This window comes from Curtanaerobium respiraculi (assembly GCF_024609215.1).
Taxonomy (GTDB): domain Bacteria; phylum Actinomycetota; class Coriobacteriia; order Coriobacteriales; family Eggerthellaceae; genus Curtanaerobium; species Curtanaerobium respiraculi.
On the sequence record NZ_JANIPD030000011.1, the window covers coordinates 1 to 14,594 of the forward strand.

The window sequence follows — 14,594 nt, forward strand, 5'->3', positions numbered from 1 at the left end:
CCAGGTCATGGCAGACGTGAGGAAACCGAGGAGCTGAGCGGTTCCGCCACAGGAAATGTCACCGGAAAGAAGGCCGATTCCCCATGTCAGGAGGGGGAATCGGCCTTCTGCTGCTGCAAAAGTCAGGGTATAGCGCCCGCAGCTCTAGAGTATGGCGAACGGGCCGGCCGATGACGAAGCACTTTGGCACGACAGCATGCCACGCAATACGGCTCTTTCCCTGAAACCGTACGGTTTTCGCACATATCGCAGCTATCGTAAAACACAGGAAGCCATACCGATTGCAACTGTGGCCACTGTTCCACAAGGTCGCGCTCACTCTCGTTTGTTCCGAACAGCCGCACCTCCATGCGCCACTGCCCGAAGGGCACATGGTAGGTAGTGGTGCATGCCACCGAACAAGCCGAACATCCAGCGCACCTGTCTAGGTCTACTAGTATCTCGAAATCATCCATGGCGATTCCATCCCAAAGATAGATAATTCGGCTCGAAAAGGAGCCGGCCTGCGCCTATTGTTCGGCGCAGGCCGGCTAGAGTTCATACCCGCACACTGCCCGAGCATGGCAGCGTGCGAGTACGTGATGCGCGAACGGCCTACAGGTCGTCTTTACCCATGTCGGTGAGCACGGCGCGAGCGGCGGTGAGGCCCGTGGCTCCGGTCAGCCCGCCATGATCGACGGGTGCGCCCGACATGTACAGGTCTTTGATCGGGGTGCGGTAGCCCGCGTAACCCGGCATCGGTCGGAAGCTCATCAGCTGGCCCCAGTCCATGGATCCGTGCATGATGTCGCCGTTGGTCATGTCGAACTTGTCGTGCAGCTCGCCAGGAGTGTAACCCTGGATGCCGATGACATGGCCCTCCAAGTTGGGGGCGTACTCCAGGATCTTCTTCTCGAACTTGTCGTAGAGTTCCTGTTTCTTGGCCGGATCGTCCCACGAGCTGTCTTCCAGGTCGTAGGGCACCGGGAAGACGAAGAACTGCATGCACTGGCCGCCCTCGGGGGCATAGAAGTCGTCCCAGTAGGAAGGCATGTAGCCGATGATCTGCAGGTCGTCGGGGATGCGGCCCATGTTGTACTGGTAATATGCCGTTTCCACCTGCTTGTAGTCGGGACCGAAGCCGAACCAGCCGCCAAAGCGGTCCTCGGGGAAGCCGAAGTCGGGCATGGTGTCGATGGCCATGGACAGCGTGATGCCCTGCGCCTTGTACCTGATGTCCTTGACCTGGTGCGCGTACTTCTTATCCTCGATGTTATCCTCGCCCACGAGGTTGAGCATGGTGTTGTTCACCTCAAGGTTCGAGATGACCTTGTCGGCGGTTATGACCGTGCCGTCTGTCAGCTCGACTCCGGTGGCTTTGTTGCCTTCGACGATGATGCGCTTGACGGTAGTGTTGTACATGAATTCCACGCCTTGGTCCACGGCCGCCTTGTTGAAGGCGTCAATCAGACCGGCGTAGCCATGTTTGATAGCACCGAACTGGGTCATGAGGTGGGCGATCATGAACAGCGGGGTGGTATTGTCGGGATACTCGCTCGAGCCCTCGAGCAGCGGGATGAACGCGCGGCGCACGTAATCGTTCTCGAAGGTCTGGTAAACCAGGGTCTTCATACCCTTGAAGAAGATGTCGCGGAAGGCGATCTTGCCGTCCACGCTGGACGTTATGGCGCCAGCCATCTGCGCGAAGCCCGGAGCGTCCTGCAGCATGGACTGCTTCATCATAACGCCGAACGGCTGCCACTTGTGCAGGAAGTCCTTGTAGGCCTCGGCGTCGTGCTCGGAGAACTTGCGAATCTCCTCGATCGTCTTGTCAGCCTCGACCCAGATGGAGAGATAGTTGCCGTCGCCAAATGTGGTCGTGAGCGACGGGTTCAGGCCGAAGTTCTCGAAGCCGTACTTTTCGAGCTCGAGCTTCTCGACCACCATGGGATTGACCCAGCCTTGGCCAGTGGCTGCGAGGTTGAAACGGTATCCAGCGGGCATGCCCTCGACCTCGGTCGTGATTGCGGTCGCGCCCGGATGGTCCTCGCGCTCGATGAGCAGCGTCTTCAGGCCATTGCGCTTCAGGAAGGCCGCGCAGATCAAACCGGCGTTGTTCGCTCCGATAACGATTGCATCATACTGTGCCATAGTTCTTTCCTTTCTCGATACTCGCTTACTTTTGCCCAGGGGGATACGCCCTAGGAAATCTTCTCGACTTTCACGCCCAGTACGTTGTCCAAAATGAACTTGGCGACGGAGGGAATGTCCACCATCCCCACTGCTGCCTTGACGTCGTCGGCTTTCAGGATCATTTCCGAATCCCATGCGCCCATCAGGGCACCCACGACGACCATGTGGTCGTCTTCGGCTCGGACGCTCTTGAGCTCGATCATGGTGTCGCCGTCGGTGCTCAGGACTTTGCAGGTATCTGCCATGCGGTCTCTCCTTCCTTGTATCTTGTGACGCTTTGCCTTGATTGCTTTGACGAGAGCATGCGGAGCGCTTTCGGCTCTGTTGCCTTCGTGCGCTCGGCCCTACATGAGCGCCTTGAGCATGAACTTGACGGCGTCCTTGTTCATGAGGCCTTTCAACTTCTTAATGTCTTCTTTTTCGATGAGGATGCTCGCGTCGGTGATATCGGGGAGCGATAACTTAAACAGGAGTCCCCCAGATGCGGGGTCGGTTACCAGTTCGGCGTGCGAGAGGGGGCCCGTGACGCGATAACCCAACCCCTCAATGACAGGATTCAACATACCCGAGGAATCTATACTAAAGTCCAGCTTCGCCAGTTCCTGGCTCTCGTTCAATAGGAGCCTCATTGAGTTCACCTCCTTCGGTATTAGAACGACCTGTTCCTTTACACGAAAGAGTGTATGAAGCAACTGTACTTCTTTTTGGATATTATTGATAATGTTTATGATTAATTATGACATTATAGGAGTGGTCTCATGGAATTCCGTCAGCTGGAATGTTTCATCGCTGTGGCCGAGGAGCTGCACTTCGGCAAGGCGGCGAAGAGGCTGCACATAGCCGAGCCGGCCTTCGGGAAGCAGATCAAGAACCTCGAATCCGAGCTTGGATTCCCTTTGCTGGAGCGCACTACGCGCTCAGTAAAGCTAACCCCTGCTGGGCGTGCGTTCGCCGAAGAGACGCGCAAGACGTTGCGACAGTCCGAGCATGCCGCCGATGCGGCTCGGCAGATCGCCGCAGATAAAGCCGGAGTGGTGCGCCTAGGATATGAATCGTCCGCGGCACCCGCTATCCTCCCAACCTTTATGAAGCGCTTTCGGAACTTCTATCCAGATATCGAACTCGTCACGCTCGAATGCAGCTTGGGCGGGCTTTCCAAGATTGCAGAAGGCAGCATCGATGCATGTCTCATCACGCGTTCGTCGAAACTTCCCGAGGGCTTTGGATACACCTGCATACTGCATGACACGGCACTGGTCGCATTGCCTGCATACCATCCCTTGGCAAAGCGTGAGGAGGTGAGCTTCAGCGAGCTTTCGGGAACCGTGATGCTGGGATACAAAGGGGCACGAGAAAACGATCCCTCGAACCAATTCATGGCAGAAATCGCCGCCCGATACGGGTTCCCCTACAGACGCGAGGCAGAAAGCCACATGGCGCTGCTGGCCCTTGTGGCCGCTGGGATGGGGTTCACCCCCGCAACCGGAACAATGAGCAAACTCATGTCCGGCGAGGTGGCATATGTACGCATAGCTGACCCCGGAATAATCGTTGAACACGGCCTGGCGCTTCCCCTTACCGGCCAGGCTCCCGTAGCAAAAGCCCTGAAGAACGTAGCCTTGCGCCTAGCTCGCGACCTTGCGTGATTTCCTTACCGTCAATCCCATGTTGGCTATGCCATAAATGGAATAGAGCTTGGGCTAAGGGCCCGACGATGACCTTCGGGGTTTCGATTCTCGCCTTTAAGTTCTCGCATTGTGCGCGGCGTGACGTGCGCTCGTCCCAGGGATCCCGCTCGGCATCTGTGAACCTCCCGTCTCTCAAGGCTTCTCCTTTCCTCGGGAGAAGCCGGCCGCTGCTCAGCGGGGGACGAATGCCCACTTTATGGGGTCCGCATCATTGGGTTATGAGGGGTCGATAGCCTAGCCAAGGAGGCTCGTTTTGTGGCGCGCTCGCTCCCCCATTCTAGCTTGCTGCTGGACGTGGAACGACGGGTCTCCGGGTGACAACTGGCCCAGGGAATTGGTGCAGGTTGGCGCAAATCAATTCAACGAACGATCTGGTCTGAGCTAACCATGGGTTCCAAAATAAGCATTGCGAGACAATGGGAAATTCCTGTGCCAAGGCATGTCCTATTGGCCGGGTATCCAATGCGCTGGGCATCGCAATTGGGATATGGCTTATTGGCGATGTAGGGTCACCGTGTCGCTCTGTGGCTTCTCGTCATGGCGATTTGCCCACTGTTCGTTTCGGCGAGTGTCATGGGGCCATCTGGGGCGGTTGGACTCCTGCAATCTTAACGCTTCCTTAATATGGCCGCTGAAACATTAATCTCGCCTTAAGTCCGTTGTTCCTATCATGTCATCTGCTTGGGTAGAAGCGCGTCTGCTACAAGACGAGCGGTCCCTGCGGAAGCGGGGCGCAATAGAGAGAAAGGATTTCGATGGACGTTGTGGTGGGAGCAGTGGGCGGCGCAAGCCTTCTTACTCTGCTCTATCTATTTTACGTACTCCTCAAAGGTGATGATAGACGGTGACGGACGAATTTCTTGAGTACGGGGCGTATGTTGCTCTCTTGGTCGCGCTTGCCATTCCTTTGTCCGGCTATATGAACAAGGTCATGGCGGGCGAGAAAACGGTGCTTTCCCGCGTGCTTTTGCCCCTTGAGAGGGCGGTTTACAAAGTGTCGGGCGTCGATCCGAACGAGAAAATGGGATGGAAGAAGTATCTTGCCTGCGCGTTGGCGTTTTCGGCCGTCTCGTTCGTCGGCCTGTTTGCCATCCTCATGCTTCAGGGGGTTCTTCCGTTCAATCCTGAAGGGGTTGACGGGATGTCCTGGCATCTCGCCTTCAACACCGCTTCCAGCTTCGTGACCAACACGAACTGGCAGTCTTACAGTGGCGAATCGGCGCTGAGCTACTTCTCTCAGGCGCTCGGACTCACGGTGCAGAACTTCGTCACCCCCGCGGTCGGCCTCTCTGTCCTCTACGTCCTTTTCAGGGGAATAGCGGGAGAGGCCACGAACGCCGTCGGTTCGTTCTGGGCAGACATGACGAGGGGCGTACTTTACATATTGATGCCCATCTGCTTGGTGACCGCCATGTTTGGCGTTTTCCAAGGTGTTCCGCAGAACCTTTCCGAATATGAGACTGTGGACCTTGTCGAACCTATCTCCCTTGACGCGGACGGGAACGTGGTTTCTTCGGACGACCCGTCTGCCGTGGAGACGGTCGAACATGCCGTCGTCCCCCTCGGTCCCCAATCCAGCCAGGTTGCTATCAAGCAGCTTGGGACGAACGGCGGCGGGTACAACGGCGTGAACTCCGCATCCCCTCTTGAGAATCCGACCCCTCTTTCCAATTTGATAGAGTGCATCTCGTTGCTGCTCATTCCGATTTCGTTGACGTTCAGCTTCGGTCGTTTCGTGGCGGACCGTCGCCAAGGCCGTGCCGTGTTTGCCGCGATGTTCGTGCTTCTGTTGGCCGGCATAATAGCGGTGGGCGCTTTCGAGCAGATGGGAACCCCTCAGTTCGCTTCCGGTGGTGACGTTTATATGGGAACGGTTGACCAGTCGGGAGGCAACATGGAGGGCAAGGAGTCACGCTTCGGCGTCACCGACTCTTCGATTTGGGCCGCCTTCACCACCGCCGCGTCAAATGGATCGGTCAACTCGATGCACGACAGCTACACGCCCATTGGAGGCATGGTCCCAATCGTTTTGATGGGTTTGGGCGAAGTCGTTGGCGGCGGCGTCGGGTGCGGCCTATACTCCATGCTTGGCTTCGTGCTCCTGACGGTATTCATCGCCGGTTTGATGGTCGGCCGCACTCCCGAATACCTCGGAAAGAAAATCGGGCCGCTCGAGATGCGAATGGCTGTCATCCTGTGCATCACGACACCTGTGGTGACCCTTCTGGGCGCATCGGTGATGTGCTTGGATCCGGCGACGGTCAATAGCTTGACGAACTCCGACGCTCACGGTTTCTCCGAAGTGCTGTATGCCGCTACTTCCGCAGGCGGGAACAACGGATCCGCGTTTGCTGGGCTGAACGCCAACACTCCGCTCATCAATACCGTTCTCGGAATCGAGATGTTGGCCAACCGCTTCATTCCTATCGCCGCGACGTGCGTTCTCGCCGGAAGCCTCCTTGCTCGTCCGAAGGTCGCGACCTCCTCGGGCACGCTCTCGACCTGCAATCCGATGTTCGTGTTCCTGACGGTCCTCGTCGTGTTGCTCGTCGGTGCCCTGTCCTTGTTCCCGGCTCTTGCCCTCGGGCCGATTGCAGAGCAGTTCCAGATGATTTTGTAGAAGGTAGGTGAATAAGCTATGTCATCGAATCAGTTCGAAGCAAGAACGCTCGCCAAGCGAGCCGTGAAAGATGCCTTCTGCAAGCTCTCCCCACGAGAGCAGAAGAGCAACCCGGTTATGCTCATGGTCTATATTTCGGCTGTCATGACCACGGCGCTTTTCGTCTTGTCTTTGGTCGGAATCTCCGATTCAAGCCCGTCGTTCATTTTGGCGATAGCAGTCATTCTGTGGCTAACGGTGCTTTTCGCGAACTTCGCGGAAGCTATCGCCGAGGGAAGAGGCAAGGCCCAGGCGGATTCGCTGCGTGCCGCAAAGCAAGACGTTGTGGCGCATAAACTGACGGACGCCGATCTCGCGAAGGCGCACCACGTTGAAGATGTCCCCCTGCTCTGCCTGAGTCGAGCTAACGACGTGAATTCTTCGTTGCTCAAGAAAAACGACCTGTTCTTCGTATCGGCGGAGGAGCAGGTTCCGGCGGACGGCGAGGTTCTCGTCGGTGCGGCGACCGCGGACGAGTCGGCGATTACCGGAGAGTCCGCTCCCGTCGTGCGCGAGTCCGGCGGCGACCGCTCTTCGGTTACGGGTGGCACCACCGTCCTTTCTGACTGGCTGATCGTGCGGGTTACCCAGGAGGCAGGAAAAAGCTTCCTAGACCAGATGATTTCAATGGTCGAGTCTGCTACGCGAAAAAAGACGCCTAACGAGATTGCTCTGGAAATCCTGCTCGTGGCGTTGACGATTGTCTTTCTTCTTGTGGCGTCGTCCCTGTACTTGTTCAGCGGCTTTTCTTCTGGGCTGGCAGCACTTGCGAACCCCACTACGGTTACTTCGCTGGTTGCGCTGTTCGTTTGCCTCGCCCCTACGACTATCGGTGCCCTTCTGTCGGCAATTGGAATTGCGGGCATGTCAAGGTTGAACCAGGCCAACGTGCTGGCGATGAGCGGCCGTGCCGTCGAGGCCGCCGGAGACGTGGACGTCCTGCTCCTCGACAAGACTGGAACCATTACTCTGGGCAACCGTCAGGCGTGCGAATTCATCCCTGTTGACGGTGCTTCCGAGCGAGACGTCGCGGATGCGGCCCAGCTTGCCAGCCTCACCGACGAGACCCCTGAAGGGCGCAGCATTGTGGTTCTCGCGAAGGAGCGTTTCGACATTCGCGAGCGCGAACTGGGGAGTGCCGGGATGGTATCAGTTCCCTTCACTGCGCAGACGCGAATGAGCGGGGTCGACTTTGACGGGCATGAAATCAGGAAGGGTGCGGCAGATGCCGTAAGAAGCTATGTCGAACCGTTCGGAGGTGTGTACAGTGAAGAATGCGCCCGAGCAGTGGAAGCCATTTCACGTGCCGGTGGCACTCCGCTCCTTGTCGCTCGTGATCATCGTGTCCTGGGCGTGGTGCATCTCAAAGACATCGTAAAGCAAGGCATCAAAGAGAACTTTGCAGACCTTCGTAAGATGGGGATTAAAACGGTGATGATAACCGGAGGCAATCCGCTGACCGCCGCAGCGATCGCGGCAGAGTCGGGGGTTGACGACTTCATTGCTGAAGCCGCCCCCGAGACGAAGCTCTCCGCAATCAGGCGCTATCAGTCCGAAGGCCACATGGTCGCAATGACGGGCGATGGGACGAACGATGCCCCCGCGCTCGCTCAGGCTGATGTTGCGGTCGCCATGAACAGCGGCGCACAAGCTGCAAAAGAGGCCGGCAACATGGTCGACCTTGATTCAAGCCTCACCAAGCTGATTGAGATCGTTCGCATCGGCAAGCAGCTGCTCATGACTCGTGGTTCGCTGACTACCTTCTCGATTGCGAATGACGTGGCCAAGTATTTTGCGATTATTCCCGCGCTGTTCGTTCCTCTCTACCCTGGACTCGAAGCGCTCAACGTCATGCATTTGTCGAACCCCCAGACCGCGATCCTTTCGGCAATCATCTACAATGCGCTCATCATCGTCGCGCTGATACCGTTGGCACTGCGCGGCGTGAAGTATCGCGAGACCACTTCACAAAAGCTGCTTTCTCGCAACTTGCTGGTCTACGGTCTGGGCGGCATCGTCCTGCCGTTCGCGGCGATCAAGGCAATCGACGTCCTGCTGTCTGTCTGCGGGCTCGCTTAGGAAAGGAATCGTCATGGAGTCGAAATTCAGGCTTTGCCGTAGTGCGGTCGCGTCGTTTCTGGCGATGAGCGTGCTCGTCGGAGTTGTCTACACCGGAGGCTGCACCGCTCTCGCCCAGGTCGCCTTCCCCTATCAGGCGAACGGGAGCATTTTCGAGACCGAAGATGGTGGACGCTATTGTGAGTTGCTGGGGCAACCGTGGGAGGATGAAAGCCATATGTGGGGCCGTATCGCAAACCCGAACGTCTCCACTTTCTCCACGGATGATGGGACCGCTCTCTACTGGGCGGGGCCGAGCAACTTGTCGCCTGCGAGCGACGAGTTCGCCGAGATAGTGCAAGAGCGCGTCGCGGTGTTGCACTATCTTGACCCGGAAAATGAAAAGCCCATTCCGAGTGATCTTGCGACCTGCTCCGGCTCAGGTCTCGATCCGGAAATCTCGGTTGCGGCGGCCGAGTACCAGGTCGATCGGCTCGTCCGCACCACCGGCAAAAGCGCCGAGGAGATCGAGCGCATCATCGAAGCCGCGACCACCCCTGCGAGCTTCGGTTTCTTGGGTGAGGACCGCGTTAACGTACTGAAGGTCAATCTGATGTTGGACGGTAAGCTGGCGTATTAACCGCACTTTCGGCTTGCAAATGCGGCTCGATGAGCCTGCTGGAGCTAGGACGCTATAAAGAGGAGCGGGAGGCCAATTAATGGTCTCCCGCGCGGTCATGTCTTGGGAGGTTGCCATGCCAATCGATTCCGAACGCGGCCTCGGTCGCGACCCCGATGAAATTCTCCGACAGATCAAGGAAGCGGAAGAAAGCGACGAGCGCTCGTTGGGCAAACTGAAGATATTTTTCGGCTATGCCGCCGGAGTTGGAAAGACGTATGCGATGCTCGAGGAGGCCCAGGATCTCAAGCGAAAAGGGATCGACGTGGTCGCCGGCTACATCGAGCCGCATGCACGTGCCGAGACGGCGGCGATGGCGGAAGGGCTCGAAGCTGTAGAAACCCGTGCGGTCGAACACAAGGGAATAGACTTGAGGGAACTTGATACTGACGCTGTGCTCTATCGCCGCCCGCAGGTCGTCCTGGTCGACGAGCTTGCTCATACGAACGCGCCCGGAAGCCGGCATCGAAAGAGGTACCGAGACATCGAAGAGCTTCTACATGCGGGTATCAACGTCCTGACTACCGTGAATGTTCAGCATCTGGAAGGGCTTAACGACAAAATCGCCTCCATATCCCACATCACGGTTGCCGAACGCGTTCCTGACTACGTTTTTGACCAGGCGGACATGGTCGAGCTTATTGACATCGAGCCGGACGATCTCATCGAGCGCCTTCAGGCCGGGAAGATATATCTTCCGGAGCGCAGCAGGACTGCACTCTCGAATTTCTTTTCTCGCACGAATCTTGGTGCCCTCAGGGAAATCGCCCTCCGCAGGATGGCGGATCGAATGGCCCGTCGTTCCGTGGTCGACCCTTCCTCGAGGACGGACGCCGGAGAGGACGTTCTGGTCTTGCTCACCTCTTCCCCGGACAACGCGAAAGCCGTCAGGGCGGCGGCGAACATGGCAGGGGCGTACCATGGCCACCTGACCGCGGTAATGGTTGAGGCGAGTCGCTCTTCTAGGCAGGATGCCGCCACTCGCCACCGTCTTCGGGAGAACTTGGAACTTGCGGAGGAGCTCGGAGGCGAGGTTGTCACCCTTCAAGGCGACGATCCGGCCGTCCTGGTCTCCCAGTATGCGGCTTCTGCGGGCATTACGCAGCTGGTTGTTGAAGGCGAGGCCGACGACCGTCCCAAACCATGGCGCAGGTCCCTGGCAGACCGTCTATCCCGCCTTTCCTACGGGGCGAGCGTCACCGTCGTTCCGGTGCGGACCGGAGTTCAAAATCGCTCTTCCCTCCCAATTCCTGCTTTCGGGTGGTCCGGCAAAGACCTCTTTTACGCCGCCGTTTCAATTTCGGTCGCCACCGCATTGGGTCTCATCACCTACGAGATTGGCCTTTCCTCGTCGATAGTCCTGATGCTCTACATGCTGTTCTCAATAGTCTTCGCTCTCAAAGCGGAAAGCTTCTGGTATGCCGCGCTCGTCTCGTTCGGAAGCATGCTTGCCTACAATTATTGCTTTACCGTTCCCAGATTTACCTTCAATGCGTACGGTATCACCTATCCGGTGATTTTCGTTGTCCTGACGGTCTCCACCCTGCTCGTCTCCTCTCTCATGATCAGAATGAAGAAGCAGGGGTTGACGATGGTCAGAAGGGCGTATCGAACCGAGGTCCTGCTTGATTCGAGCAGGAAGCTCCAAAGCGCGAAGAACGTAGATGAGTGCTTTGGCTGCACAGCTGAGCAGATCATGAAGATTTTCGACCGCCCTGTGGTCTTCTACGAGGCCTCTCCTGACGCCACCCTTGGCAAGCCTACCGTTTTCGATGTGCCAGGGTCCGGGGGCGGCGACACCTCGTCTTCGGGGCTTGTCGCGCCTAGGGAGCAGGCGGTTGCGGCTTGGGTGGCGGCGAACAGCCATCGAGCCGGGGCCACCACAGACACGCTCGCAGACGTTCGATGCCTGTACCTGCCCGCAAGGGGAAGGGAGCGCGTTTTCGCGGTCGCAGGATTGGTCGTAGAGCAAGGAGGCGAGGAGCTGGAGCCGTTCGAGAAGAACCTTCTTCTGATGGTGGTGGACGAATGCGGTCACGCTCTCGAGCGGCTCGCTTTGTCCATAAGAGAGCGCGATATGGAACTGCGCATGGAAAAAGAAACCCTGCGCGCCAATTTGCTGCGTACGATTTCGCACGACCTGAGGACTCCTTTGACCAGTATCTCCGGAGACGCTGACATTCTTTTGGCGGACGGCGAACGGATGGATGTGGACAGGAGGAGGTCAATGTATCGCGACATAAGGGAAGAGTCCCAATGGCTGGTCGGTCTTGTGGAGAACCTCCTGTCGATCACTCGCATTGAGGATCGGGGGGTGGAGATATCCCAAGAGCCCGAGCTTGTGGAAGACGTGATTTCCGAGGCGCTCGCGCACATCGACCGCCGAGCGGAGGACCATGACGTACGAGTGGACGTCTCCCCGGAAATGCTCATGGCGAGGATGGATTCCCGCCTTATCGTCCAAGTGGTTCTGAACCTGGTCAACAACGCCGTGCTTCACACGCCGTCCGGCACCAGAATCGACGTCTTCGCACGACGGGTTGAGCGGCCGTGCGGCACGATGGTGAGGATTTCCGTTCGTGACAGAGGGCCGGGGATTCCGACAGAGGAGAAGGCCCATGCGTTCGACATGTTCTACAATGGCTCTGGCCAGGGCGTATCGGGAGATCATCGAAGGGGGATAGGCATCGGCCTGTCGATATGCAAGTCGATCATCGAAGCCCACGGTTCCGTCCTCGAGTTGGGGGACGTACGCCCCCATGGGTGCGATTTCTCGTTTGAGCTGCCCGAGGCCAAGGCGGCCGGGTTCCTAGAAGAGTCTGAATGATTACTGTCGGAGGTTGATAATGAGCGATGGGCATGACGTCCTTGTCGTAGAGGACGACGGCGCGGTCCGAAAGCTGGTCACCACTGCGCTCGAGCTGCATGGATATAGTTTTCGAGAGGCCACAACGGGTGCGCAAGCCTTAATGGAGCTTTCCTTGCGGCCACCCAAGGTCGTTCTGCTGGACCTAGGGCTTCCCGACATGGACGGGTGTGAGGTCATCTCAAAGGTGCGGTCGTGGAGCGACCTGCCCATTATCGTTCTCTCGGCTCGTCTCGAGGACAGAGACAAAGTTGCCGCCCTTGACGCCGGTGCTGACGACTATCTTGTCAAGCCGTTTTCGGTCGAAGAACTTCTTGCGCGTCTTAGGGTGGCTCTGCGAAGGGCGTCGAAATCCGGCTTTCCTGAGCAGCACGACAATCCGAGATATGCGAACGGGCCTCTTGAGATCAACTTTCAGGCTGCCAGCGTCACTTTGTCGGGAGAGCATGTCCATCTCACCCCAATTGAGTATCGCCTGCTGTGTTTGATGGCGCGCAATACCGGAAAGGTGTTGACGTACAACTACATTCTCAAAGAGGTATGGGGGACCTCGCACGCTTCGGAGATGTCGTCTTTAAGGGTATTCATGGCTACGCTGCGGAAAAAGATCGAGCCAGATTCTTCGCGGCCGGTGTTTTTACGAACGCATGTAGGGATCGGTTACTCGTTGAGTCGGGTTGACTGAGGGGTCGATTCATAAGGTTGCGGCGAAAGGATGGCAGAGTGTGCCTCCAGGCTGCGCCCTCCCCTCGCAGGACATTGTTCCGACGTTGCAAGAGTCGTGTGGCGGTGTCGCGCTGTTTCGCGATCAAGGTTGGTGCAACGATGTCGTCCTTGCTAGATTTGAAAGGAAAGGCTGGAAAAGGAGTTCCCTGCGTACGCGATCGATCTCTCGACGATCGCCATCTGGCTCGGCCACGAGAGCGTGCAGACGATGTACAAGTACATGGTCGCGGACATGGCGCGCAAAGAACAGGCTATGGCGAAGATCCATCCCGACAAAGGATTCGGCAACACCCCAGAGCGCTACGCAGCCCCCATGCACGAGCCGCTTTGCCGGGCACGCTGGCGCGCACAAAATGCACTTGCACAGCGGCTGGTTTAGATTATAATCACCGATAGCTATCGCCGATAACATAAGGTTGGACATGCCAAGGGACAAGACAGCAAGCCGCAAACGCGTCGATGCCGCTATCAGAGCCGAATTCTTGGAAAAGGGCTTTGACGGGGCGTCTATCCGCAGCATCGGAGCGCGTGCCGGCATGACGTCGGCCGGGCTCTATCGCCACTATGTCAGCAAGGAAGACATGTTTGATGCAATGGTGGAGCCGTTGCTGTCGGCCATACAGGAATGGACGACCCACCATAAATCGAAGAAATATGCGCTCGTGGATAACGGTGCCGGCAAAAACGACCTCTTCGGCGAGAGCTTTATCGATTTCATGAGAGATATCGCCATCCCCCGCCGGGAGGAGTTCCGCATGCTCCTGTGCTGCGCAAAGGGAACGAAGTACGAGAACTTCATCGACGACTTCGTCCGCGCGAACCAACAGGACTTTATGCAGGCTATCGACTACCTGCGAAAGCGGGGTTTTCCGGTGCAGGACATAAGCGAAAGGGAAGTGCACATGCTCATGAGCGCCTACGTGACCGCGTGCTTCGAGCCGATTGTGCACGATTATGTCGACGAGGACGTCTTCCGATACCTGAAAACGATACATGAGTTTTTCATGCCAGGATGGATGGCGATCATGGGGATCTCTTGAGAGGAGCCGAAAGGCTCCTCTTTTTTTTCGTTAGCTATCACATGCAAGTTAGAGATAACTAACTTGCGGATAGGAGCAAGAGCCACATAGGACACAGGCAACCCAAGGGAAAGAAGGAAGAAATGGATAAGAAAATCAACGGCAAAGACCTTATCACCGTGGGCATCTACACGGCGATCTACGCGGTCATCACCATCGCTGTGGCGATGCTGGGTATGATTCCGATCATGTATCCCATGCTCGTCGTAATCATCCCAATCGTCGGCGGCATCCCCTTTATGCTGTTCCTGACCAAGGTCAAGAAATTCGGCATGGTCTGGATCATGAGCGTGCTCCTGGGACTCATCATGATGCTCTCGGGCATGGGCTACTACCCCTTCATCGTCTCCATTATTTCCGGACTCGTGACCGAGCTCGTCATCAAAGCGGGCAATTATGCCAGCGTCAAGCACTCCATCGTGGCGAACGGCACCTTCAGTCTATGGATCTGGGCGAACTTCCTGCTGCTCTTCCTAAACCGGGCCCAGTACATGGAATCGCGCACGGCGTCCATCGGCATAGACTACGTCGCAGAGTTGAATGCGCTCACCCCCGACTGGCTCTGCCCCGTTCTGCTTGTCGTCTGCTTCGTCTGTGGGATCATCGGCGGCATCTTGGGCGCCAAGATGCTGAAGAAACACTTCGAGAAAGCTGGGATTGCGTAAGC

At 57.2% G+C, this 14,594-nt stretch carries 12 protein-coding genes; 9 read left to right on the forward strand and 3 right to left on the reverse strand.

Features of this window, described 5'->3' with window-relative positions; genetic code table 11:
• Positions 1-594: 594 nt before the first annotated feature.
• The 3 genes from NOV21_RS04295 to NOV21_RS04305 form a co-directional block, all read right to left on the reverse strand.
• On the reverse strand, positions 595-2,130 hold the full coding sequence (locus NOV21_RS04295) for a phytoene desaturase family protein (protein ID WP_283171594.1): 1,536 nt from the start codon (positions 2,128-2,130) through the stop codon (positions 595-597).
• Positions 2,131-2,180: 50 nt separating this feature from the next.
• Positions 2,181-2,417, reverse strand: a complete 237-nt coding sequence (locus NOV21_RS04300) for a hypothetical protein (protein WP_283171595.1) — start codon at positions 2,415-2,417, stop codon at positions 2,181-2,183.
• A 99-nt stretch (positions 2,418-2,516) separates the two neighbouring features.
• The gene (locus NOV21_RS04305; RefSeq protein WP_283171596.1) at positions 2,517-2,801 is read right to left on the reverse strand and encodes a hypothetical protein; all 285 of its coding nucleotides are present in this window, start codon (positions 2,799-2,801) and stop codon (positions 2,517-2,519) included.
• A gap of 129 nt (positions 2,802-2,930) precedes the next feature.
• Between NOV21_RS04305 and NOV21_RS04310 the strand changes: the two genes are divergently transcribed.
• From NOV21_RS04310 to NOV21_RS04350, 9 genes are all read left to right on the forward strand, one after another.
• Entirely contained in the window at positions 2,931-3,818 is an 888-nt protein-coding gene (locus tag NOV21_RS04310) for a LysR family transcriptional regulator (protein WP_283171597.1), read from the forward strand.
• Positions 3,819-4,704: 886 nt separating this feature from the next.
• On the forward strand, positions 4,705-6,480 hold the full coding sequence (gene kdpA, locus NOV21_RS04315; RefSeq protein WP_283171598.1) for a potassium-transporting ATPase subunit KdpA: 1,776 nt from the start codon (positions 4,705-4,707) through the stop codon (positions 6,478-6,480).
• A gap of 18 nt (positions 6,481-6,498) precedes the next feature.
• A complete protein-coding gene (gene kdpB, locus NOV21_RS04320) occupies positions 6,499-8,598 on the forward strand; it encodes a potassium-transporting ATPase subunit KdpB (RefSeq protein ID WP_283171599.1) in 2,100 nt (699 codons plus the stop codon).
• Between the two features lie 13 nt (positions 8,599-8,611).
• Positions 8,612-9,217, forward strand: a complete 606-nt coding sequence (locus NOV21_RS04325; protein ID WP_283171600.1) for a potassium-transporting ATPase subunit C — start codon at positions 8,612-8,614, stop codon at positions 9,215-9,217.
• Between the two features lie 115 nt (positions 9,218-9,332).
• Positions 9,333-12,083 carry a sensor histidine kinase gene (locus NOV21_RS04330; RefSeq protein ID WP_283171601.1) on the forward strand — a complete coding sequence of 917 codons (2,751 nt, stop codon included), beginning with the start codon at positions 9,333-9,335 and terminating at the stop codon, positions 12,081-12,083.
• A 19-nt stretch (positions 12,084-12,102) separates the two neighbouring features.
• Positions 12,103-12,807 carry a response regulator gene (locus NOV21_RS04335; protein ID WP_283171602.1) on the forward strand — a complete coding sequence of 235 codons (705 nt, stop codon included), beginning with the start codon at positions 12,103-12,105 and terminating at the stop codon, positions 12,805-12,807.
• 249 nt (positions 12,808-13,056) lie between these two features.
• A complete protein-coding gene (locus tag NOV21_RS04340) occupies positions 13,057-13,227 on the forward strand; it encodes a hypothetical protein (RefSeq protein WP_283171603.1) in 171 nt (56 codons plus the stop codon).
• Positions 13,228-13,270: 43 nt separating this feature from the next.
• Positions 13,271-13,888: a TetR/AcrR family transcriptional regulator gene (locus tag NOV21_RS04345; RefSeq protein WP_283171604.1), complete on the forward strand. Its 618-nt coding sequence runs from the start codon at positions 13,271-13,273 to the stop codon at positions 13,886-13,888.
• A 122-nt stretch (positions 13,889-14,010) separates the two neighbouring features.
• Complete coding sequence (locus NOV21_RS04350; RefSeq protein ID WP_283171605.1) at positions 14,011-14,592, forward strand: MptD family putative ECF transporter S component; 582 nt, start codon at positions 14,011-14,013, stop codon at positions 14,590-14,592.
• Positions 14,593-14,594: the final 2 nt, after the last annotated feature.